Source organism: Winogradskyella sp. A3E31 (genome assembly GCF_046720935.1).
Lineage (GTDB): Bacteria > Bacteroidota > Bacteroidia > Flavobacteriales > Flavobacteriaceae > Winogradskyella.
Genome location: NZ_JBHNWH010000001.1, coordinates 110,045 through 133,372 on the forward strand (window position 1 = coordinate 110,045; position 23,328 = coordinate 133,372).

17 protein-coding genes are annotated in these 23,328 nt (G+C 33.7%); 9 read left to right on the forward strand and 8 right to left on the reverse strand.

Annotation, left to right across the window (positions count from 1 at the left end):
- Positions 1-80: 80 nt before the first annotated feature.
- Positions 81-440 carry a YraN family protein gene (locus ACFEMA_RS00480; RefSeq protein ID WP_411765993.1) on the reverse strand — a complete coding sequence of 120 codons (360 nt, stop codon included), beginning with the start codon at positions 438-440 and terminating at the stop codon, positions 81-83.
- 6 nt (positions 441-446) lie between these two features.
- On the reverse strand, positions 447-1,310 hold the full coding sequence (locus tag ACFEMA_RS00485; RefSeq protein WP_411765994.1) for a winged helix-turn-helix domain-containing protein: 864 nt from the start codon (positions 1,308-1,310) through the stop codon (positions 447-449).
- 118 nt (positions 1,311-1,428) lie between these two features.
- Between ACFEMA_RS00485 and ACFEMA_RS00490 the strand changes: the two genes are divergently transcribed.
- Positions 1,429-2,007, forward strand: a complete 579-nt coding sequence (locus ACFEMA_RS00490) for a YceI family protein (RefSeq protein ID WP_411765995.1) — start codon at positions 1,429-1,431, stop codon at positions 2,005-2,007.
- A gap of 44 nt (positions 2,008-2,051) precedes the next feature.
- On the opposite strand, the gene ACFEMA_RS00495 is transcribed toward ACFEMA_RS00490, so the two are convergent.
- The 5 genes from ACFEMA_RS00495 to ACFEMA_RS00515 form a co-directional block, all read right to left on the reverse strand.
- Positions 2,052-2,483 carry a hypothetical protein gene (locus tag ACFEMA_RS00495; protein ID WP_411765996.1) on the reverse strand — a complete coding sequence of 144 codons (432 nt, stop codon included), beginning with the start codon at positions 2,481-2,483 and terminating at the stop codon, positions 2,052-2,054.
- 114 nt (positions 2,484-2,597) lie between these two features.
- Entirely contained in the window at positions 2,598-3,875 is a 1,278-nt protein-coding gene (locus ACFEMA_RS00500; RefSeq protein WP_411765997.1) for a M20 metallopeptidase family protein, read from the reverse strand.
- 167 nt (positions 3,876-4,042) lie between these two features.
- On the reverse strand, positions 4,043-4,981 hold the full coding sequence (locus tag ACFEMA_RS00505; protein WP_411765998.1) for a C1 family peptidase: 939 nt from the start codon (positions 4,979-4,981) through the stop codon (positions 4,043-4,045).
- A 198-nt stretch (positions 4,982-5,179) separates the two neighbouring features.
- A complete protein-coding gene (locus tag ACFEMA_RS00510; RefSeq protein WP_411765999.1) occupies positions 5,180-5,770 on the reverse strand; it encodes an outer membrane beta-barrel protein in 591 nt (196 codons plus the stop codon).
- A 58-nt stretch (positions 5,771-5,828) separates the two neighbouring features.
- Complete coding sequence (locus tag ACFEMA_RS00515; RefSeq protein ID WP_411766000.1) at positions 5,829-6,848, reverse strand: S66 peptidase family protein; 1,020 nt, start codon at positions 6,846-6,848, stop codon at positions 5,829-5,831.
- A gap of 74 nt (positions 6,849-6,922) precedes the next feature.
- On the opposite strand from ACFEMA_RS00515, the gene metG reads away from it, so the two are divergent.
- The 6 genes from metG to ACFEMA_RS00545 all read left to right on the forward strand — a co-directional run bounded on the left by metG (position 6,923) and on the right by ACFEMA_RS00545 (position 16,356).
- Positions 6,923-8,998: a methionine--tRNA ligase gene (gene metG / locus ACFEMA_RS00520; protein WP_411766001.1), complete on the forward strand. Its 2,076-nt coding sequence runs from the start codon at positions 6,923-6,925 to the stop codon at positions 8,996-8,998.
- A 289-nt stretch (positions 8,999-9,287) separates the two neighbouring features.
- A complete protein-coding gene (locus ACFEMA_RS00525) occupies positions 9,288-9,758 on the forward strand; it encodes a lipocalin (protein ID WP_411766002.1) in 471 nt (156 codons plus the stop codon).
- A gap of 2 nt (positions 9,759-9,760) precedes the next feature.
- Positions 9,761-10,465, forward strand: a complete 705-nt coding sequence (locus tag ACFEMA_RS00530; protein WP_411766003.1) for an OmpA family protein — start codon at positions 9,761-9,763, stop codon at positions 10,463-10,465.
- Between the two features lie 117 nt (positions 10,466-10,582).
- Positions 10,583-12,964: a hypothetical protein gene (locus ACFEMA_RS00535; RefSeq protein ID WP_411766004.1), complete on the forward strand. Its 2,382-nt coding sequence runs from the start codon at positions 10,583-10,585 to the stop codon at positions 12,962-12,964.
- Between the two features lie 112 nt (positions 12,965-13,076).
- Positions 13,077-15,446 (forward strand): hypothetical protein, encoded by a 2,370-nt coding sequence (locus ACFEMA_RS00540; RefSeq protein ID WP_411766005.1) that lies wholly within the window; start codon positions 13,077-13,079, stop codon positions 15,444-15,446.
- A gap of 7 nt (positions 15,447-15,453) precedes the next feature.
- On the forward strand, positions 15,454-16,356 hold the full coding sequence (locus ACFEMA_RS00545; RefSeq protein WP_411766006.1) for a histone deacetylase: 903 nt from the start codon (positions 15,454-15,456) through the stop codon (positions 16,354-16,356).
- Here the strand turns inward: ACFEMA_RS00545 and ACFEMA_RS00550 are convergent.
- Positions 16,353-18,938: a phosphoenolpyruvate carboxylase gene (locus tag ACFEMA_RS00550; RefSeq protein WP_411766007.1), complete on the reverse strand. Its 2,586-nt coding sequence runs from the start codon at positions 18,936-18,938 to the stop codon at positions 16,353-16,355. The two genes, ACFEMA_RS00545 and ACFEMA_RS00550, sit on opposite strands and share 4 nt — an antisense overlap.
- Positions 18,939-19,186: 248 nt before the next feature.
- On the opposite strand from ACFEMA_RS00550, the gene ACFEMA_RS00555 reads away from it, so the two are divergent.
- Positions 19,187-20,512, forward strand: coding sequence for a T9SS type A sorting domain-containing protein (locus ACFEMA_RS00555; RefSeq protein WP_411766008.1), 1,326 nt, complete (start codon positions 19,187-19,189; stop codon positions 20,510-20,512).
- A gap of 143 nt (positions 20,513-20,655) precedes the next feature.
- Entirely contained in the window at positions 20,656-23,139 is a 2,484-nt protein-coding gene (locus ACFEMA_RS00560) for a hypothetical protein (protein ID WP_411766009.1), read from the forward strand.
- Positions 23,140-23,328: the final 189 nt, after the last annotated feature.

Below are 23,328 nucleotides of genomic sequence, written 5' to 3' on the forward strand. Positions count from 1 at the left end.
CACCCTGAACTTGTTTCAGGGTCTTTTTTAGATATCGTCTGAGATACTGATTCAAGTTCAGCATGACACCACACCTAATGTCAAAAATGATAAAATGCATTTTCTAAATGCTCAATGCTAAACCCTTTTCCTTCTTTTACAATAGCAATAATATCAAACCGAACCTCAACATCAAGATCGTTAACCGTAACATATTCATCAACAGCCTTAACTAAGTTTTTGATTTGTTTGGGTTTTACAAAATCCTGGGGATTGCCGAAATCGGCGGTAGATCTTGTTTTAACCTCAACAATGGCTAAAACATCTTCTTTTTGAGCAATGATATCCACCTCAGCTTTATCAAAACGGTAGTTGTGTTCAACAATGTCATACCCATTTTTTAACAGAAAATCGACTGCCAGTTGCTCCCCTTTTTTTCCGAGTTGATTGTGCTGTGCCATTATGCGTTATGAATTTACTTCCAACTTGTAACCCACTCCATGTATATTGGTGATTTTCACTGTTGGGTCATCCTTAAATTTCTTTCGTAGTTTAGAAATATAAGTGTCCAAACTTCTACCAACAAAAACACCTTGGTCTTCCCAAACACGCTTTACCAATTCGTCTCGTTTTACAACGACATTTATGTTTTCAATAAAAATCTCGAGCAGTTCGCATTCTTTTTTAGACAGTTGAATCTCTGAAGCAGCCTTAACCAACTTGTTCTGATCCGGATAAAATTGAAAACTTCCTATGCTTGCGGATGGTTTGTCATTGGGTGTTAAACCTTCAGACCTCTTTTTAGTTTTAAATCCTATGAATAATAACACTAGAGCACCAGCAAGACTCGCAAAAATTAACGGGCTATTGGCTGAGGCATCATTCAGTTTTGTAAACTTAATTTTAATGGTATAACAGTCTTCTGGCAACATGCGACCTCCACATGGTATAATACTATTATTAATGTCATCTTTTTTCTCGTAACTGTACGCCACTTCGCCATTGCTACATTGTATCACTTCTACGCGATAATATTTTGGTAAGTCGGACTTTAAAAACGCCGTTTCTATAATAGTCACTAAACTATCTGGGTGAATCGCTAATGCGTTTTGAAATGATAACTCGTAAGTTTTAGAATCTGTTTCAATAACTGGCAACACCAAAGAGGTTGAATCACTATGAGCCAAAAGTAGATGATGACCAACATCGCGCATGGCAATTTTTGCGACTTCAGAGAAGTCTTGCTTAGTCTCATCACTCGGAGAAAAAAGAGTCACAAACACAAGCAACAAAGTAATGCCACTAAAAGAATAGATATATTTTAAACTCATAACTATTGTAAAGAACTTACAATTTCGTGACTTTTTACAACTGTTGACACTTCTTTTGCATTTTTTTGACATTTTCTGATGTTCCTCCTAATAGTTTTACCTAAAAATTAAAATCATCATGAAAACAACAGTATTAACACTCATCACCGTATTAGGTTTCACATTGGGGTTTGCACAAGAAAACTTAACCATTAACACAGAAAAAAGTACAATTCACTGGATCGGTGAATATGCCTTTTATTTTGGTGGTCACGAAGGGAATATCAATTTTAAGGAGGGCTATTTTCTAAAAAATAAGGATGGAATGATATATGGCGGGGAGTTTACAATTGACATGAATAGCATTGTTTGCACTGACAACGGTAAAATTGATAAGGACTCAGGTCTTGTTGAGCATTTAAAAAATGAAGATTTTTTTGAAGTTAACACATACCCAACCTCTAAACTTGTCATTACCGATGTCCGATACGAAACCTCAACACGTCTAAAGATTTATGCCAATCTTACCATAAAGGATATAACCAAACGTATTGACTTTAGAGCCGAAGTCGATTACGACAAACAACAAATGAGCACTAAGTTTAAAATAGACCGTACATTGTGGGGCATTACCTTTAACTCTAAAGAGGTAGAGGGCAAACTAAAAGACGGATTAATTTCGGATGCTATTGGGTTTGAGGTGGATTTGAGGTTGTAGTTTTATGAAAAAAATTCAAAACAGGTTTTTTAATTTACCTAAGCTTATTCTTCAAAAGAGTTTGGAATAGATTCTAATGGAATTATTTTATTCAAAATATCCCATTCATGGCATCCTTCATCAGTAAAAGTTATCGCCAAATTATTCGTCTCAACTTTAAATATATACTTGCTTGTGCATAAACCTCTAGAAATATTTTTTCCAATTCGTTCAGACATAAATTTTTTGAAAGATTCTATACTATCTCTTGAAACTTCTATTTTTTGCTTACCCGAAGAATTTGCTATTGTCACTTTCTCATTTTTAACATTTACATCATAACTATATGTTCCACATCCAAAACAGCCGCAGGTTTGCACATTAATATGATAATTATTTGAGGCAAAAATTTTATTCAGAGTTTTCTTGTCATTTTGCACTTCCGGTTTACAACTGAATAAAGCTAAGACACAAATAAGAGTTAAGATTAATTTCATAATTTGTTACAACTAGTATTATAAGTCACTAAAGATTTCTCTTTATCAACATTCAACTCATTCGGCGCGCTATCTAAGACCAATGCCTCATTTCCCTTTTCATGGCTAGCAACTTTACTTAACATTAGCCCGTTCCAAAATTAATGAAGAAAAAGATGCTACACCAACTTTAATACATTTCTCATCGACTCTAAAATTAGGGGCATGATTCATTGCAACTATTTCTTTTTCATAATTTGAACCACCTAATAAAAAATAAACTCCGGGCACTTTTTGCTGAAAGTAAATAAAGTCATCATTAAAATAGGGGATTTGACCATAATTCATCACAGCAGTTTCATCACCATAAAGATCGTTCAAGAGGTTCATTGCTTTACTTGTCAATTCTTCATCGTTTAATACCGTCGGATTTCCCTGTATGTATGATACTGAAATGAATTGATCCTTGAATGTTGTGTTGTTTATGGCTTGCTCAATTTTCGATAAAATATTTGGTAAATTAGACTTGTCCGTTTCATATAAATACCCTTTTATATGAAATTGATTGTTAGCTTCTTCAGTAACAAAGTTTTCCTCCAGAAAAAGATAATCTTTAAAAACAGTATTTGGATTGCTTAATCCAATTGCAGAGTCAAATGCCTTTGGAATTTCCCAAGGGTTTACTCCGTCTTTTTTTCGAAGCGTCTCAGTTCTAATTGTATCGTAAAGGTCTTTTGCTTCTTCTTTAGACAAGTTGTCTTTGAAGGTGATTTGTATGCGTTTTTGATACGCGTAAAGTTCGTTAGGCTTAACCATTATTTGGCCAACTGGTAATGCAGTAACATGCAATGCATAGATCTCATCAAGATTCATTGTTGAGAATTCACTAGTGGTAACCATATTTTTTGCACCAACAAAAGTTTCCTCTTCTGGTTGAAATATAAAATATATTGTGCCGTTGATTGCTTCTTTATTTTTAGCTAACACTTCAGCTATTCCAAGCCCAATAGCCATATGTACATCGTGCCCACAACCGTGTTGCAATCCTTTAACTTTAGATTTATAGGATGCGTCATCAGAAAAATCACTCGGTATGGCGTCCATATCCGCTCGCCAAGCTATGTTTTTTCCATCTCCACTACCTTTTAATATTCCAATAACTCCGTTGCCAGCGATTCCGGTCTTAACTTCTAGACCTAAACTCAATAAATGCTTGGTAATCATTTTTGCAGTTCTTATTTCATTTCCAGCAAGCTCAGGGTTTTGATGAAAGTCTCTTCTAATCTCAACTAAACTATCAAATATTTCTTTAGTGTCTTTTTCAATATTTAGATGAATGCTCTTTTCTTCCAAAGTTTTGCAACCAAATGCAATGCTAAATAAGAATATTATAAGATGTGGTTTTAGTTTCATTTTCTGACTTTAATCCGATGTTCAAATGAAATATTAACGTGTTGCATATACTTTGTTGCGTGATTTTAAGCTATGATTGAGCACATATTCAAAGAATAGAAAAATCCGCGAGGATATTCAGAAGTAGAAGATAATAAGAAATTACATATGGCTACTGTTGGCAATAGTTATTGTTCTAAATCGTATGCAACTATAGCAGTAGATATTACACGAAAATCAGAATTACTATCTATTACATTATCAAACGCCAGATAATCTATCCAAATATATCCATCATCCCCCCAATCTTCTCCCCATGAATTTACAACTTTAAATGCGTTAAATTCGTCAGAATAACCAATTACAAGCATTGCATGACAACCTCCCTGTACTGAATAGTCTACTGTATGTTCTCTGTATGCGGTTAAACCATATTCATCAACTATTCCAAATTCAGAATCTAAAAAAGCAGAAATTATAATAGGTGTTTGGTTACTTATTAAAGTTTTCATTTCTAAAACCATATTCTCACCGCTTAAATATTCATAATCAGTAATCTTATTTGATTCGGCTTCTATATTCTGAGATTCAGTAGGTTGAATATTACAGGAATAATCAAGATATGGAAACGATTCGATAGATACAGCCCCTTTTTGTTTCAATATTTCCAATGTGCTCTGTAAAGCTGTTTCTTCGCATATGCCTTGCGATAATTGATTATAAGTGTAAGCAGGACTCATTAACCTATCAGCGGAATATGGCAATCCAGATTCAATTCTTTCTTGAAATGATTTTAAATAATAAGTTATAGCCCAAGAAACACATGACCCTTGTCTACCTTGATTACCTACAGGTGGTAAAAGTGATGACAAATCAAATTCTTCGGGTAAATCAGAAGGAATTGTCAAATCACCTAGCACTTTATCTTCATCAAAACTATAAATTCCATTTCCTGTACACTCAGAAGAACCTGTAAAATAAACTATATCCTCTTGAGTGGTAAAAGTAGTTTCAGTTGATTCGTAATTTTCTGGAATGTGTTGTTCTACTTTAATTTTATCGTCTGAATCATAAGCACATGATAAAGACAAAAGTGGAAGAATAACAAATAGTATTATTTTTTTCATTTAAAGATAATTTTAATGTCTTGTCCTGAAATATGGCTACAGGTTAATAATTGATTTACGCTGATAATTTATATACCATATTTGGTGTTTCAACAACTAACTTAATAAAAGTGAAACGAACCAGAGGAAAATCCGTAGGATTTTTCCAAATAAGCAACGACCAAAGCAATTAATTATGCACGTTATTGTAGGTAGTTTTTATAGTCTATACCCTATTCCGAATTTCAGAATATTAATATTAGTATTGTAACTTATATCTGGAACTCCATTTTCAACTCCGATTTTCACAAAGTCATATTGTGCCTGCAAAAAGAGTTTTTGAGATAAATCATATGCAATTCCTAAATTAAAATTAAAACCACTTTCGCTATCGTCAATGTCAGCAGGCAATTCAGCATCTCGATTGTCCGCCCAATCTGCATTATAAATAAGTATTGAATATCCAATTCCGATTTGAGGATGAAGTTTTTCTAAATCCGGAATATTAAACTCTGCAAATAAGCGAGGTTGAATAGGAATAATTTTAACGTCAAACAGTTGATTTAGGTCGGATGCACCTGATTTAGTGTTTTTAAAGAATCCAAAATTCGCAGATACTCCTAAGTTTAGTACTTCTTTTTGCAGAAATCTGTAATTGATTCCCAAGTCAATAATTCCGTTGTAGTTGTCTCCCAAAAAATTATCTCCAATAGCGATTGGGAAATTAACCTCAATGTCAAATTTAGATTCTTGGGCGTTTAAATTTAGAGCTAAAAATAAAGTTAAAATACAATAGAGTTTTAATTTCATAAGTTAAGTCAAGTTTTGTTTATGTTTAATTTCAGTTTGTTGGGCAAATTACCTACAACTATGGTATATACGTAACCAAAGACTTCTCCTTCTCAACCTTCAGCTCAATCGACTTCCCTAACACCAAAGCCTTATTTTCCTTTTCGTGCCCAGCAGGCATATTAAAAGCAATCGGGAAATCGTATTCCGATAAGGCATCCAAAACCAGTTGCTCAACTGAGCTGCCCCAAAGTGTGGTGTTCTTTCTCAGTTTAGACATATCACCGACCAAAACACCGGCACAGTTTTCAAAATAACCAGCACGTTTTAAGCTTTGCAACATACGGTCTATATGGTATTTGTATTCGCCGATTTCTTCAATAAAAAGTATTTTTCCAGAAACATCAATACTGGTGTCTGAGCCTAACATGGTATGCAATATGGTAAGGTTACCACCAACCAATTCGCCTTTAGCAACACCTGTTCTGTTATAGTCTGAGCCTTCTAAAGTGTAATTTTCTGACTGACCAAAAAGTGCCGATTTAAAGGTTGAAATGGATGATGCCACATCATTTAAATCCTTAGTTAAACTCACACACATTAAGGCGTGAAGCGATTGAAACCCTTCATTATGCAATTGATTATGCAGTGCCGTAACATCTGAGTAGCCGATCAGCCATTTCGGCTTTTTCTTAAACTTGGTATAATCTAGTTTATCTAAAATTCGTACTGTTCCATAACCACCACGTGCACACCAAATGGCACTAATTTTAGGGTCGTCCATAGCATTCTGTAAATCTTCACAGCGTTCATCGTCAGTCCCTGCAAAATGATCATCGGTACTAAACACATGCTTCCCCACTTGTGGTACCAAACCCCATTCTTTTAATAGGTCAACAGCTTGCTGCAATTCGCGCTGTCTGTTTTTTAAAATCCCTGAAGGAGCCACAATGGCGACGGTGTCACCAGCTTTTAAATATGGAGGTTGTATTGATGTAGATGCCATGGAAGATGTCATTTCGTTTTGGCTGGAAATAGCCAGATTAGTGAAACCAAAAAATGCAATGAATAAGATAGAAAAACGGGCATTAATCCTCATAAATAGTGCTTTTTGTAAATGTACATTTTTTTTCAATAAAGGGGTTAAAATGTGTACTTTTGTAGCTTATTTAAATGGAAACCATGTCAAAAAGATACACCATAACAGCAGCCTTACCTTACACTAATGGCCCTATCCACATTGGGCATTTGGCTGGTGTGTATGTCCCTGCAGATATTTATGCCAGATACCTTCGATTAACTGGTAATGATGTGGCTTTTATCTGTGGTAGTGATGAGCATGGTGTGCCAATTACCATCAAGGCAAAAAAAGAAGGAGTATCCCCTCAAGATATCGTGGACAAATACCACGCTATTATAAAACAGTCTTTTGAAGAGTTTGGTATTACCTTCGATAATTATTCTAGGACTTCGGCTAAAATTCATCATGAAACGGCATCAGAATTCTTTAAAACACTCTATGATAAAAACGAGTTTGTAGAAGAAACGTCTGAACAATTATTTGATGCTGAAGCTAATCAGTTTTTAGCGGATCGTTTTGTCGTTGGCACCTGCCCAAAATGTGGGCATGAAGAAGCTTATGGCGATCAATGCGAAAATTGTGGCACTAGCCATAACGCTACAGATTTAATTAATCCTAAATCGGCCATTACAGGAAATAAGCCTACACTCAAAGAAACCAAACATTGGTTTTTACCTTTAAATAAGCATGAAGCATTTTTAAGAGAGTGGATATTAAAAGGCCATAAAAAAGATTGGAAGCCTAACGTTTATGGACAAGTAAAATCTTGGGTAGATGATGGCTTGCGCCCAAGAGCAGTAACCAGAGATTTGGATTGGGGAATCCCTGTACCCATTGAAGGTGGAGAAGGCAAAGTATTGTATGTATGGTTCGATGCGCCTATTGGCTATATCTCTTCCACCAAAGAATGGGCCGCACGAGAAGGCAAAAACTGGGAAGACTACTGGAAGAATGAGGACACCACCTTGGTTCACTTTATTGGGAAGGATAACATTGTGTTTCACTGTATTATTTTCCCATCAATGCTTAAAGCTGAAGGCTCTTATATCTTGCCAGAAAACGTCCCTGCGAATGAATTTTTGAATTTAGAGGGCAATAAACTGTCCACCTCAAAAAATTGGGCGGTCTGGTTACCAGAGTATTTAGAGGATTTTCCTAATCAGCAAGATGTATTGCGCTATGCCTTAACAGCGAATGCCCCAGAAACGAAGGATAATGATTTTACTTGGAAGGACTTTCAGGCACGTAACAACAACGAGCTTGTTGCCATCTTCGGAAATTTTATTAATCGCGTCGTGGTGTTGACCAACAAATATTATGATGGTGTTGTTCCTAAACCTTCTGAATATTCCGAAGTAGATAAAGAAACTTTAGCCACGGTAAAAGCTTACCCAAATGTCATTGCAAGCTCTATTGAACGTTACCGATTTAGAGAGGCAAGCCAAGAGTTAATGAACTTAGCACGTCTTGGCAATAAATATTTAGCTGACGAAGAACCTTGGAAGCAAATAAAAGTCGACCCTGAACGCACACAAACGATAATGTATGTGGCGCTTCAAATCGCATCAGCTTTGGCGGTATTGTCAGAACCGTTTTTACCGTTTACTTCCGAAAAATTGAAATCAATTCTTTGTCATTCTGAACTTGATTCTGAATCTGATTGGGCTGACGTTTCTAAAAAAGATGTGCTTTTACCTTCTGGTCATCACATCGGAAAAGCCGAATTGTTGTTTTCTAAAATCGAAGATGCTGAAATCCAAAAACAACTAGATAAATTAGAAGCAAGTAAAAAAGCCAATGAGGCTTCGAGAGCTTCAGCCGACATTGAACCTCAAAAGGAGGAAATCAATTTTGAGGACTTCAGCAAACTAGATTTAAGAGTGGGTACTATTATAGAGGCTAAAAAAATGCCTAAAACTAAAAAGCTTTTAGTTCTAAAAGTTGATACCGGTATTGACACCCGAACTATAGTGTCTGGAATTGCAGAAAGTTTTACAGCAGAGGAAGTCGTTGGTAAAAAAGTGACTGTACTCGTTAATTTGGCTCCTAGAGCTTTACGAGGAGTTGAAAGTCAAGGTATGATTTTAATGACTGAGACTGCAGATGGTAAACTAGTCTTTGTAAATCCGGATGAGACAGAAGCTACTAATGGTTTGAAGATTAGTTAGACTTTTTAATCTTTATTTCGAGTCCTGACTCATCAAATGCATTAACATTTTGGGGTATTGGATTACACCCAACATTTCCTTCCTCCTATCTTTATAATGTTCTGATTAGGGTTAATTCTTTGTTAAGCTTGCAAACGCTTATGTCTTGAGAATTCGATTTTATATTATTGATTTTCAATGATTTGAATTACACGTGCTTCACAAAATTAAAATACTCTGAATAAAGGAGGACGTCTGAAATACCTTTAAAAAACGTATTTCTTATAGAAATCAACTTTAAACAGAAATTATGAAAAAACTATTTATTTTAATACTGGCTATTGGATTAGTGTCTTGCGGTACTTCAAAAACCGTAAGGGAATCCAAAAAGGTCATCAAAGGAGATTGGGTTTTAAACTCAGTAACATCATCTGCAATTGGAGATATAAAAATAACTCTATTAAATGATGCTACTAAAGACTGTTTCGAGAACAGTACATGGCAATTTATCCCTAATAACAATACTGGGAATTACACTTTGAGTGGAATTGATTGCAATACCCAGGCGCGTTACTTTGTATTTACCATTGCCGAGATTGACGAAGCAACAGGGCTTTATGACTTTTTATTGAAACCGACTAACGAACGTGGACAATCTGATACTGATGCTGGTTTCCGTTTAAGCCTTACCCAGTTGTCTGAAACAACGATGCAGTGGCAACAGACGGTTACTCTAGAGGGTCGACCAATTACAATTAACATGAACTTTAACAAACTATAATTATGAAAAGATATATATATAAAACAGGAATTTTATCACTAGCACTTTTAGTGGTAGTCGCATTTACAAATTGTAAAGCCATAGACAATGCTAATAACGCCCAGAAAGGTGGAGTCATTGGTGCTGCAGGTGGTGCAGTCATTGGAGCCATAATCGGTAATAACGTCGGTAAAGGTGGTAACGGTGAACTTGGTGCTGTCATTGGTGGAGTTGTTGGTGGTACAGCTGGTGTTCTTATCGGTAGAAAAATGGATAAGCAGGCACAAGAAATTGAAGCGGAAATTCCCGGAGCGCAAGTAGAGCGTGTGGATAATGGTATTGTACTAACTTTCGACGAAAAAAGCGGTGTTTATTTTGACACCAACAAGTATAATATCAATGCCGCTTCTAGAGAAACTCTAGATAAATTGGCTGGTGTTTTTATAGAGTACCCAGACACTAACATATTAGTTGTTGGACACACCGATAGTACAGGTGAAGCAGATTACAATATGACCTTGAGTAAAAACAGGGCATACTCTGTAACCAATTATCTAACAGGAAAAGGGTTAAGTAGTGGTCGTTTTACAACCAATTGGTTTGGTGAGACTCAGCCTATGCACGATAATAGTTCCGCTGCAGGACGATCTAAAAATAGGCGTGTCAATATTGCTATTCTACCGAATGAGCAGATGATTGAAGATGCCAAGAATGAAGCTGGTAATTAATAAGAATTATATAACAATCAACAACCCTTGTTTTTAAGTTAAGCAAGGGTTTTTTGTTTTTAATAATAAGAAAAAACTATTGAAAAATAGTTGTACTTTTCTGATATATAAATTTTTATGATAAAAATTATTTTCAGGCAATTTATTTTATTGATGGCATTGCTACCATTAACGCTTTGCTCAGCACAGGAGGAAAGTCTATTTCCTCTTGATAAATTTAAAGCATACACAGAACTTCCCAGAGAAAACATATTTGTACATCTTAATAAATCTACACTATTAAAAGGTGAGATGCTTGGTTTTTCCGTTTATACATTTAATAAAAACTCAAAAACACCTTCTTTACAGACCACAACAATTTACTGCACTATAATTGACGATAACGGAAAGCTAGTAAAGAAGAAAATGCTTAAAGCAGAAAAAGGAATCGCATTTAATGTCTTTAATATAGATTCTTCTTTTACCTCTGGCAATTATAAATTTAGAGCCTATACCAATTGGATGTTAAATTTTAATGAGCCTAACTATTTTGAAACTTATATATCGATAATTGACCCAGAGTCAGTTAATAAAGAATCATCAGGAATTACACAAAGAGAAATAGATATTCAGATGCTGCCTGAAGGTGGTCACCTTGTGGAAAACTGCCAAAACACCATTGCAATTATTGCAAAAGACACCTATGGATATGGCATTCCAAATCTTGAGGGTAAAATTATAGATTCAAAAGAAAACATTGTCGCTCTCTTTAAATTAAACGACTTTGGTATTGGCAAAACAATTTTTACGCCTACTGAAAACGACACTTTTAAGCTTATAGTGGATAACAACAATTTTACTATAAAGAAAGTAATTAAAAATGTTAGACCTATTGGGTTTAATTTATCAGCCTTAGAAAGACGCGATAAACTATTATTAAGCTTTAAAACCAATGAAAAATCACTTAATATTATAGGCAATGACACTTATAATGTTGTTATACATAATGGAAAAGACTTAAAAACATCCTCATTTAGTTTTAATGGTGAGCGTGAGGTTATAAGGGTTTTTGAAACATCTACCCTGTTCAACGGCATTAACATAATTACTGTATTCAACTCACAAAACAAGCCAATATTAGAACGTCTATTCTTTAATTACAATGACATAAAAAAGACCTCGGTAAATGTTAATAAAGAAATCGTAATAAGCGATTCAATCAGTTTAAAACTCAAAGTCAACAAAACTATTGATACATCAAAAATTAACAATCTCAGCATATCTGTACTTCCTTCAAAATCAGCATCTTATATGTTTAACAGTAACATTTTATCAAAAATTTACTTGGAACCTTATTTAAACGGATATATAGAAAATGCTTCATATTACTTTAGGGACTCCGAACTAAAAACCAAGTATGCTTTAGATAACCTTTTGATTTCTCAGGGGTGGAGCAGTTACGACTGGACTGAAATTTTTAATAACCCGCCAATTATAACTCACAACTTTGAAAATGGTATTATTGCTAATGTAAATTTTAATAATAAAGAGGAGGAAAGTACATATTTAACGTATCCATTAACTCATAATCCCTCAGAGATAATTACGCTAAGTAGTAAAGATAATTCTTATAGGCACGAACAGTTATTTCCACTAGAGGATGAAATGTATAAAATAATCCAAGGCTTCAAAAAACGGCGAAAGGGAGAAAAACCAGATGTGTACATTCAATTTTTTCCGTCTTCATTCCCCAAGTTTAATTTTGAAAAAGATAACCGCTTTGTGCTCTTAAATAAAACAGAAAAAATGAGTACGTCTCAAATAGATAATATAGATCTATCGTGGGCTAAGGACATTGAAGTTTTAGACGAAGTTCTTATTACTACTAACTTAAAAAAAGAACGTATTGAGAGCATTAGCAACAAGTTTTACGGAGACGTTGATGTTTTTGACGATAGGGACAGACGCAGAAACCAGACCTTTGCAAATTATATCACAACCAGAGGGTTTATAGCAACAGAGTTTAGAGGGACTCTAAGAATTAGTCCCCGTGTGCAAACAAGTACAAATGACGAACCACTAATTTTTTTAGACGGTGTTCAGTTACTCAACTACTCTGTATTCTTGTACCAATTTAATATGAATATTGTTGACTATGTTATAATTAACAGGTCTGGACATGGAGAAGGTATGCGCGGAGCAGCGGGTGTAATCAGAATATTTACTAATCCTTCGTTGGCCTATACAGCTAGTAATAAAGAAGTTCTAGCTTCATCGACGTTTCCCCTTACTTTTGCTTCGTCAAAAAAATACTACACTCCGAAATATCAATCATATACTAACCGGACATTTGAGGAATTTGGTGTTATAGATTGGAAACCAAATTTACAGTTTAATGATAAAGGAAAGTTAGAGATAAAAATACCTGATACTTTTCAAGAAACTATAGTGCTATATATTGAAGGTGTACTAAATGGAAACTCCTTAATCTCAGAAGAGAAGATTATTAATATTAATTAAAGTAAAAAGCTCAATGTCTTAATGACTATTTAACTTCATTCTTCTGTTAAAGTTAAAGTATTAAGCCCTCTATCAAAATATTATTGTTTATTTTTCTGACAAAGTATAAGGCATGAACATACCTACCAAAACTTCGTTTTTTTATTTTCCCTTTTTATTTTTTCTTTACCTAACATGTTTTTGTAATGCACAAAACACGGATAATCCAATATTAGATAAGTATGAATTATATTCTGAAGCCCCAAGAGAAGTCATTTACGCACATTTAAATAAGTCTATTTTCATAAAAGGTGAAATGCTAGGGCTTAGTATTTATGCTTTTGACAAATATGACAAAGCACTTTCTAGTTTAACAACAAACATATATTGTACTATCGAAGACACTAGTGGTGCAATAATTAAAAAAAAACTTTTACATGTAAGTGATGGAACCACTAAAACAATTTTTAGAATAGACAGTACTTTCAATAATGGATCTTATACTATTAAAGCATTCACAAATTGGCAAAAAAATTTCCCGGAGCAAAATCATTTTCAACAAAATTTTAAAGTAATTAGTGATAATGATCTTTCTAAAAACACAAATCATAATAACAATGATATTGACTTACAAATATTAGGAGAAGGCGGGCATATTATTGAAAACACCCTAAATACAGTTGGGATTATTGCTAAGGATAAAAATGGAATTGGTTTGGCAAATGTTAAAGGTGAAATCGTTGACGATTTAGGTGAATTAATTTCCAATTTTAAATTAAACTCACTAGGAATTTCAAAAATCCTTTTTCAGCCACTTTCGGGACGATTATACTTTACCAAAATTCACTTCAAAGAAAATATTATTTCCGCTCCAATCAATAATATTAAACCTTACGGTATTAATTTATCTGTAACTGAAAGAAAGTCTGGGGCATCTATTATTTTAAGGACAAATAAAAATACCCTTAATAGAATTAAAGATAAAAATTATTCTATTGGTATTCATAATGGGAAAGAGATTTCAAAAATTGACTTTAGATTTGATGATTTAACCCAACAAATGATTATTTCTAACGAATTATTGCATGATGGCATGAATATTATTACCGTTTTCGATGAAAATTTAAGTCCGCTATTGGAGCGTATGGTATTTAAAGATAAGTCCGTGAGCATCGCAAAATTAAATTTAAAAAAAGTAGATTGGTCTAATGATTCTATCAGGGTCGTTATTAGTTCAGAGCAATTTGATTCTAAATTACAAGGGCTTCAAAACATTAGTATATCCGTTCTTCCAGAAAAAACCATCAGCTATAATCATCAGAATAATATTATTTCACAATTATTTTTACAGCCATACATTAAAAGCCCTGTGCAAAATGCACAATATTATTTCAATAATGTTACAGCTAAAACAAAATTTGACTTAGACCTATTGCTATTGACTCAAGGATGGAGCAGTTACAGTTGGGATAATATATTTAAATTTAACACAAATTACATATATAATTTTGAACAAGGTATAGATGTAACTGCAAATATAAATGGTAAGAATGAATCCTCTACTTTCATTACCTACCCTTTAAAAAACAGTTCAACACAAGTTTTTTCTGTGGATGATACTATTGGAAGTTTTACAATCGAATCATTGGTTCCTGTCGACAACGAAACTTTAAGAATTGGAATACTGGAGAAGAATAGTCCACCTCCGATTTACACACAATTTAATCCATCAACTTTTCCGAATTTTAATTTTACGTATCCATCTGTTGATTTAAATTATTCTTTAGAAGAATTTTCTGATTTTGAGCTTCCTAAAGCTTGGGAAAATGCAGAACAATTAAAAGAAGTTGTTATAAAGACAAAGTATCAAGAATCAGAAATAGAAAAGAAAAATAATAAGAGAGTTGTTGGTAAGCTGATAGAAATTACTGATTTAGAAAGAAAAAGAGCAACCCCACTCTCTGTATACCTCAATCAAATTGGATTTGTTGCCCACTATGACTATGCAAATGGTGAGTTTACCATAATCAACCCTAGAGTGCAATGGAAAGACCCAGTGCCTTTAGTATATTTAAATGACGCCCCATTATTACCAGGGTCTTTTAATATTTTGTCATTTCTGACACTTGAAACCATTGATTATTTAGAAGTAGAATTTTATGGTACTGGTGGTAGTTTTAGGGCACAAGCGGGATATATAAAAATTTATACATCAGAAAATCTTGGTTCAAGAAATAATGCTTCCAATGCAATAATCGAATCTAAATTTCCATTATCGTTTGAAGGAAAAAAGGAATTTTACACTCCAAAATTTCAAGATTATAACACCAAATTCTTTCAAGATTATGGGGCTATTTCATGGTATCCAGATCTTAAAGTAGATTCTGAAGGGAATATTGTATTCTCATTTATTGATACTGGTATTAAAAACATTAGTTTATATATTGAGGGAATTACTAAGGGTAATCATTTGATCTCGCAAAACATTCAACTAAAGTTATAAATTTAAGTTGTTAAAAATAGCTTATCACCCATTATACTGTCACTCTCTGCCTTCTCGGCATCGCTTCCCAATGGAGAAATATGATTTACTTCCAGAACAGTTACTCTATGAAGGAACCTGTACTGGTGCTAATTTTTTTCAACCTGAAAGACCAAATGATAAGCACATCTTGGCTGTACATACACCTGACTACTTTTATGACCTTTTAAATATTACCTTAGACCAAAGGGCTGCTCGTAAAATTGGGTTTCCTCTTAGCGAACTACTGATAGAACGTGAAGTCATCATAGCTGACGGCACTATAAAAGCAAGTGAATTTGCGTTAAAATATGGAATAGCTATGAATATTGCTGGTGGCACTCATCATGCCTTCACTAACAGAGGAGAAGCCTTTTGCCTACTAAATGACCAAGCCATAGGGGCGCGTTATCTTCAAAATAAAAGTTTAGTCAAAAAAATATTGATTGTCGATTTAGACGTACACCAAGGGAATGGTACGGCTGAAATCTTTAAAGATGATTACTCAGTTTTTACGTTTTCGATGCATGGTAAATCTAATTACCCTTTTAAAAAAGAACAAAGTGATTTAGATATAGCTTTACAAAATGGGGTGACAGACGAAGAATACCTTAGCCTGCTAAAAAGAATCTTGCCTCAAATCATTACAAATCAAAAACCCGATTTTATATATTATCTATGCGGTGTTGATGTTATATCTTCTGATAAGTTAGGCAAGTTATCATTGACGGTAGAGGGCTGCAAAGAACGAGACCGCTTTGTACTCCAAACATGTAAAGATTATGATATTCCTGTAATGTGCTCAATGGGCGGAGGCTATTCTCCAGATATAAATACCATTGTTGACGCTCATGCCAATACCTTTAGATTGGCCCAAGATATTTTCTTTTAGGCCGAGTTTCTACTGGCATTAATATTACCAAATAAAGAACGTGTCACTATTTTTTCATACACTTCTAACTCAGCAGCATCTGGATTTTCAGAACGTTCTAGGTCTTGAATTTTCTTTAATGCATATTGCTGAATGGTCAATAATGGTAAAACAATAGACTCACGAATATCAATGGATGCCTTACCAGCAGGTTCTTCTTCCATCAATTCTTTGTAGCCTGTTAATTTTAATATCAAACGCTTTGACGTTTTATATTCCTCATAAATAAGCTTCCAGAATTCACCAAATTCTTCATCTTCTGCCATGTATTTAGTGAGGTCAAAAAATGATTTTGACAGCGACATCATACTATTCTCAATAAGTGCTTTAAAGAAATTTGAGTTTTTGTAAAGTTGTTTTACCTTTTTAAAATCCCCTTTGTCTTCAAAGACTTTTAGCGCAGTACCTACACCAAAAAATCCTGGTACATTTTGCTTTAATTGGCTCCAACTGCCCACAAATGGGATGGCTCTAAGGTCTTCGAACACTAATTCTGATGACTTTCCACGTTTAGAAGGACGACTACCAATATTAGTCTTAGCATAATATTTTAACGTACTCATTCGCTCTAGATATCCTAAAAAATTAGGATGCTTCTTAAAGTCAACATATCGCTCATAACTAATCTTAGCCAACTTATCCATAACCGCTTTATCTGAGCGATTCATTTTTAAATTAGTATCGTTTAACCGATTTGTAATACCCGCACTAATTAATTGCTCTAAATTGTATTGGGAAGAGTCCAAGGTTCCAAAATTAGAACTAATGGTTTGTCCTTGTATCGTAATCTGTATCTCCTTGGCTTCTATTGTCGGCCCTAAAGAGGCATAAAATTGATGTGTTTTTCCTCCTCCTCTTGCTGGTGGACCACCTCTACCATCAAAAAACACAACGGCTATCTTATATTTACGCGAAATACGTGTTAAGCGTTCCTTTGCTTTAAAAATGGCCCAGTTTGCCATTAAATAGCCTCCATCTTTCGTTCCGTCACTAAACCCTAGCATTATGGTTTGCTTATTACCTCGAGCTTCCAAATGCTTTCTGTATTCAGTATTGGTATATAGTTCTTCCATTACCATCTCAGCATTTTCTAAATCCGGAATCGTTTCAAACAACGGGGCAATATCAACCGTTAATTCGTCTTGAAAAGCTGTAAGCTTCAACATTGCAAAAAGTTGCATTACGTTTAGAGATGTCTGGTTATTACTAATAATGTAGCGGTTTGCAGCCAGCTCACCATTATTTTCTTGGATTTGTTTTATAACCTCCATAGTCTTTAAGGTGCGATGGGTAAATTCGTCCTTAAAATCATAAACGTTAAGCTCTCCTTTTACTTGAGATAAAATCTTTACCTGTTGTTTTTCTGTTTTTTTATGGTAATCCTTAGGGAAAATTGTGCTTCCGTTTGCGATTAAAGTATCTACAACATCCGTGAATACCTCATGGTGTTTTCTGCTGTCTTGCCTAATATCCAACGAGGCGAAATGATATCCAAAAAGCTTTAATTTATTCAACAAACTATTAATATCATCAATATACAGGGACTGATGGTTTTCAATAATATGGGATTTAATTGAGCTTAAAGTGTCCAAAAACTCATCATAAGAAATTGTAGTCTTAGCATTTGGACTTATACTGGCATCATAAAGCTTACGTTCTAAGGTTGATATGTTTTCTTCAACCCCTTTAAACGTCAATTTTCGCTTAAGCTGTTTTACCTCGTTATGATAGCTCCTCAATGCAGCTTGTTTTAATTTTTGAGCCACCTTTAAGGTGGTGTCCGGGGTTACAAATGGGTTTCCATCCCGATCTCCACCAGGCCAAAAACCAATATTTATGACTTGATTGTTAATTTGGTCTTCGTCAAAAATATTTTGATCTATGTAGTTGTAGATTTTTCCAAATGAATTATAAAATACGTGCTCTAAATACCATATTAAACTAATGGCTTCATCAAAAGGGGTTGGCTTTTTCTTTTTGAAAAATGGTGTTTTCCCTAATTGCGCCAAAAGATTATTAATGGTCGTTAAATCATCTTCTCTTATCGCCTTAGCTAAGTCCGTTATAATGCCTAAAACTGATCCTGGGTAAAATTGAGTAGGGTGAGCGGTTAAAACAATACGCACTTTAAACTCGTTCAGGTATTTTTTAAGATCTTCTAATTTATTTTCGGATCGAGCATTTTCTTTTAAGTTTCTTAAAGTTCCTATACCATCCATATTGTTCACAACTGGGAACGCGGCGTCTTCAATGGCATCAAACAATACAACTTGTCGCTCAATATATTGAATAAAACGGAACAAGAGTTTAATTTGACTTTCTTTACTCCGTCTTGCTTGATACTTTTTAAAGAAAGTTTCAACAATTGTCGTCGGATCATTACCTGCATCAAAGCCTTTTTCACAAGTTTCATGAAAAAGTGGCAAAAGCACTCCTGTCTTAGTAATCGCATCAAAAGGGAGGGTCATAAATATGCTGTTGTAAATACGATATTTACTTAAAACATTGGTATTAAATCTTGAAAGTTTTGGCTGTATTGACATTATTTCATTTATGCGTGAATTATAAAAATAACAAAGGAAATTGTAACTGTATTGAGATTGTACAATAATTAAATACTTATTAGTAATTTAATAATTTATGGGTGTTATAATTGATTATTCCTTAGTTTGTCAATTGATTAAAAACCTATTTACCATAATTATCGTAAGTATTTTAAAAAAGTAAATGAGTTGAATATGTATTTTTATTATGTACATTTCATATTTTTACTCCTTTAAATTTATGACCAATGAAAAAAAATTACATTAAAATCATAATAGTTGCTATTTTATTTAGTACTGTAAATTCAAATCTAAATGCTCAAAATATTGAAAAATTAGATGGTGATGTTTGGGAAGGGTGCATAATAAAATCTAAACCTTTCTCTGGATATGCATTTGTCCCAAGACCAAATACTGTTGCTTATAACATGGATAATAGGGTAATGCCATGCTCATCTTTCATAGTAACTTACAATGGTTTTACGCCCGAAGCACAAGCAGCATTCCAATACGCTATAGATATATGGTCGAATTTACTAGATTCGCCAGTACCAATAAGAGTTGATGCTACTTTTGCACCAGCTGCGGCCTCTAATCTTGGATCGGCAGGGCCTGCAGGTTTCCTCATCAATGACCCTGCATTTATGACGGATACAGCCTATGCAATCGCTATGGGTGAAAGTATCATTGGTGAAGATTCTGATGGGCCAGCAGGCACATCAAATGATATCAGTTGCAACTTTAATAGTAACAGAACAGATTGGTATTTTGGTACTGATGGCAATCCTGGTCCCGATGAAATAGACTTTGTCAGTGTCGTACTCCACGAGTTAGGGCATGGCTTAGGCCTGTTAGGTTTTGGTCGCGTAGATGATAATGACAACCCAACTGAAGGGCGACTTAGAGGAGCATTTTCAGATCCAAGCTTATTTGAGTACATCCATGTTTGGGATCGTTTTATAGATGGTACAGACATCTTTTTAAATCCTACTCCAATTACTGGTTTCCCTGACCCATCTGGTCAATTACTCAATCAATATACTAATAATGAAATGACATGCAATAGCCCACTAGCAAATGCTCAAAATAGTGGTGTTGCACCAGAAATGTATTCTCCTTCATCTTGGGGTGGTGGATCTAGTTATAGTCATTTAGATGAGGCTACTTACCCAAATGCTAATGAAAATGCACTAATGACACCTTTCCTATCCGATGGAGTTGCAATTCATAATCCTGGGCCAATAATTTTAGGGTTTATGCAAGACATGGGATGGAATCTATGCCCTGGAGCATTAAGTCAGAATGAATTTGCTATAGGGGATTTTACAGTTAGCCCTAATCCATTTGCAGACAAAGTATCCATAAATATTTCAAATATATCATTACGTAATGACACATTTAATTTAGAGTTAATAGACATTAACGGTAGAGCTGTTATTTCAACTCAAGCTGATGGCTCTAATGGTGTTATTGAATTCAACAAACTTGAATCTTTAAGTCCTGCAATTTATTTTATAAAAATAACTAGCCAAGCCTCAGGAAGTAGTATTACAAAGAAAGTAATTAAAAATTAGGACGATTAAGCCTATTGAAGACAAAAAACCCAATCAATTTCATTGATTGGGTTTTTTATTTATTTGTCTGTCTAGTCCAAAAAAATCATTATTCTTGGTATTATTATTGATACTTATTTTATAATCAACCAATTACTTCTATTATGTTAGTTACATTTCAATGCAACTCTTTTTTTAAAAAGGGATTTTACTTCTTTACTCTTCTTTTTATATTTTCAAATCTTATTAGTGGTCAAACGGATTCTACGCATGGCATCCTTTCAACCTATAAAAATTATACTAAGCTACCTAGGGAACAAATTTATGTTCATCTAAACAAAACAACTTATATCAAGGGGGAGGCTTTAGCCTTTGCGGCCTATATATTTGATAAACATTCAAAATACACCTCAAAATCCACCAAAAACCTTTATGTAACGGTAAAGGACTATAACGATCAGGTTATAAAAGAGCAACTTCTAAAAGTAAACAACGGATTTACTTCAGGGTTAATAGAAATTGATAGCCTTTTTTCGTCTGGGAGATATACATTCGAAGCTTACACGAATTGGAATCGAAATTTCGAGGAATATAATTATTATACACAATCCATAAATATAATTGACACAAAAGTAAATACCTTTATTGAATCTGTAGTTGACACAACAAAAATCGATGTTCAGTTTTTGCCAGAAGGAGGAATTCTTGTTGAAGGTATTCCGTCTACGGTTGGCGTTGTAGCAAAAGACTTGAAAGGCTATGGGATTACAAAAATAGAAGGAGTTGTATATGAAAACGATAACAATAAAGTTGCCACTTTTAAAACTAATGAGTTTGGTCATGCCAAATTTATGTTTCGCCCTAAAATGGACGCAAAGTATTCCATACAAGTTAAGTACTTAAATTCTAACTATCGTTATGAATTAAGGGGCATTAAAAAAGGGGGGCTTTCATTAATTACTGCTGACTTAGGCGATAAAATTGCGATTAGATTAAGCACCAATAATAACACACTACCTGCCTTAATTTATAAATCTTATAAATTACTTATCCATAATGGTACAACGGCTAAGCTCTTAGAGTTTAAATTTAATGAGCAACTAACATTAACAAAAATTATATTAAAGACTAGTCTGTTTACTGGTGTCAATATTATCACAATATTTGATGATTTAAACAAACCTGTATTAGAGCGTATGGTTTTTAATGAAGTTGGTATAGATATCAAAAAAATATCTGAAAGTGATGCTAATATCAATACGTTTATTGATTCAAGTGACATTACCATGTCATTCAAAGATATAAAATCCAATAATCTTAATAATATAAGCATATCGGTTCTTCCTAAAAACTCTAAAGCTTATAATCAGCATAACAATATATTATCTTCCATTTATCTGCAACCCTTTTTTAAACATCCCATTGAAAAAGGATCAGATTATTTTAGCAATAAAAATAAACTATCTACAAAAAATATTGACCTGCTTTTATTAACAGAAGGGTATAGTAGCTACGATTGGCATAAAATTAAAACTAGGACTCCAAAAGATTTTTATGATTTTGAAGAAGGCATAACTGCGACGATTAATATTAATAATAAAAACACCAGCAAATACATTGTCTATACTACTGGTATTGATTCATCGCATATTATAACTTTGCCTAGTAATATATCTTCCTTTAAGAAAGTGTACCTTTTTCCAAAAAAGGATGAGTTTATTGAAATTGGATCTTTTGATGATAAAAACAGGCTAATTAAACCATCCACAGCAGTAAGTTTTCAACCTAGTAAAATTCCAAAAATCTATCCAATTTTAGAGCCTATAAATCAAAAAAAGCCACCACTAATTCCGTACACTATTGAAAATGAATATATAGACCTCTCCGCTCAGGGTTACATTACATTAGAAGAAATCATCATAAAAGGCACTTCTAAACGAGATGATATTAGATCTCGACACAACAGAGGAAAAATAGAAATCTTTGATGAAAGAATAACAGATGAGTATTATAGTATTGGTGCCTACCTCAGAGCTAATGGATATGGTTATTACAGGCCAAGCCAAGGAGTAACAGGTCAACAACATGGAATTACACGTTACTATATCAATGATGTACAGTTTTTATTGAAGGATATTCAAGATATGGATTCAGATCTTATCGATTATGTAGTAATGACAAACTCAAGATTTGTAGATTTACCATATACTCGAGGATTATCTCAATCTAGATTAAATTTATCTAACAATTTTTATAGTGGCAGAAGTACAACCCAAAATACAAATAATCTTCAAAATAGGGCTTTTGGTCAAAATCAACCGAGTTGGGATGCAACTAAGGTTTATATTTATTTAAATAATGAAAATTATGCTGTAAAGCAATCAAGTAAAATATATCAACAACTAAAATTTCCAATAACTTTTGAATCGGCAAAAGAATTCTACAGACCACGCTACCCTTTATCTAATTCTAGATTTTTTGAAGATTATGGTGTTATACATTGGGTTCCAAAAGGAAAAATTGATGAGCAAGGAAAACTAAAATTCACTATTCCAAATTCTAACCTTAAAGAAATTAATATCCATATTGAAGGGTTTGTCGACGGAGGTGTATTTATTTCAGAAACAAAAACTATAAGTCTTAATTAATTTAGAACAACATATTTTAAAAATTTATTGGTTATGTACGTTTCAAATATGGAATAATTAAGTTTATAGGCCAACCATTTTGTTTTAAGTTAAAAGCTCAAATGAAATTACTAATTGAGCTTTTTGTTGTACTCATGTATAGTTTTATTGTTCAACAATATCTGGCATTTGAAAAACTTTTTAGTAATA

Bases quoted from the DNA above. Each gene is read 5' to 3' on its own strand.
- ACFEMA_RS00510 (WP_411765999.1), bottom strand. From the start codon at position 5,770: ATGAAATTAAAACTCTATTGTATTTTAACTTTATTTTTAGCTCTAAAT.
- ACFEMA_RS00480 (WP_411765993.1), bottom strand. From the start codon at position 440: ATGGCACAGCACAATCAACTCGGAAAAAAAGGGGAGCAACTGGCAGTC.
- ACFEMA_RS00540 (WP_411766005.1), top strand. From the start codon at position 13,077: ATGAACATACCTACCAAAACTTCGTTTTTTTATTTTCCCTTTTTATTT.
- ACFEMA_RS00515 (WP_411766000.1), bottom strand. From the start codon at position 6,848: ATGAGGATTAATGCCCGTTTTTCTATCTTATTCATTGCATTTTTTGGT.
- ACFEMA_RS00490 (WP_411765995.1), top strand. From the start codon at position 1,429: ATGAAAACAACAGTATTAACACTCATCACCGTATTAGGTTTCACATTG.
- ACFEMA_RS00495 (WP_411765996.1), bottom strand. From the start codon at position 2,483: ATGAAATTAATCTTAACTCTTATTTGTGTCTTAGCTTTATTCAGTTGT.
- ACFEMA_RS00505 (WP_411765998.1), bottom strand. From the start codon at position 4,981: ATGAAAAAAATAATACTATTTGTTATTCTTCCACTTTTGTCTTTATCA.
- ACFEMA_RS00550 (WP_411766007.1), bottom strand. From the start codon at position 18,938: ATGTCAATACAGCCAAAACTTTCAAGATTTAATACCAATGTTTTAAGT.
- ACFEMA_RS00560 (WP_411766009.1), top strand. From the start codon at position 20,656: ATGTTAGTTACATTTCAATGCAACTCTTTTTTTAAAAAGGGATTTTAC.
- ACFEMA_RS00555 (WP_411766008.1), top strand. From the start codon at position 19,187: ATGAAAAAAAATTACATTAAAATCATAATAGTTGCTATTTTATTTAGT.
- ACFEMA_RS00535 (WP_411766004.1), top strand. From the start codon at position 10,583: ATGATAAAAATTATTTTCAGGCAATTTATTTTATTGATGGCATTGCTA.
- ACFEMA_RS00500 (WP_411765997.1), bottom strand. From the start codon at position 3,875: ATGAAACTAAAACCACATCTTATAATATTCTTATTTAGCATTGCATTT.
- ACFEMA_RS00530 (WP_411766003.1), top strand. From the start codon at position 9,761: ATGAAAAGATATATATATAAAACAGGAATTTTATCACTAGCACTTTTA.
- ACFEMA_RS00485 (WP_411765994.1), bottom strand. From the start codon at position 1,310: ATGAGTTTAAAATATATCTATTCTTTTAGTGGCATTACTTTGTTGCTT.
- metG (WP_411766001.1), top strand. From the start codon at position 6,923: ATGGAAACCATGTCAAAAAGATACACCATAACAGCAGCCTTACCTTAC.
- ACFEMA_RS00525 (WP_411766002.1), top strand. From the start codon at position 9,288: ATGAAAAAACTATTTATTTTAATACTGGCTATTGGATTAGTGTCTTGC.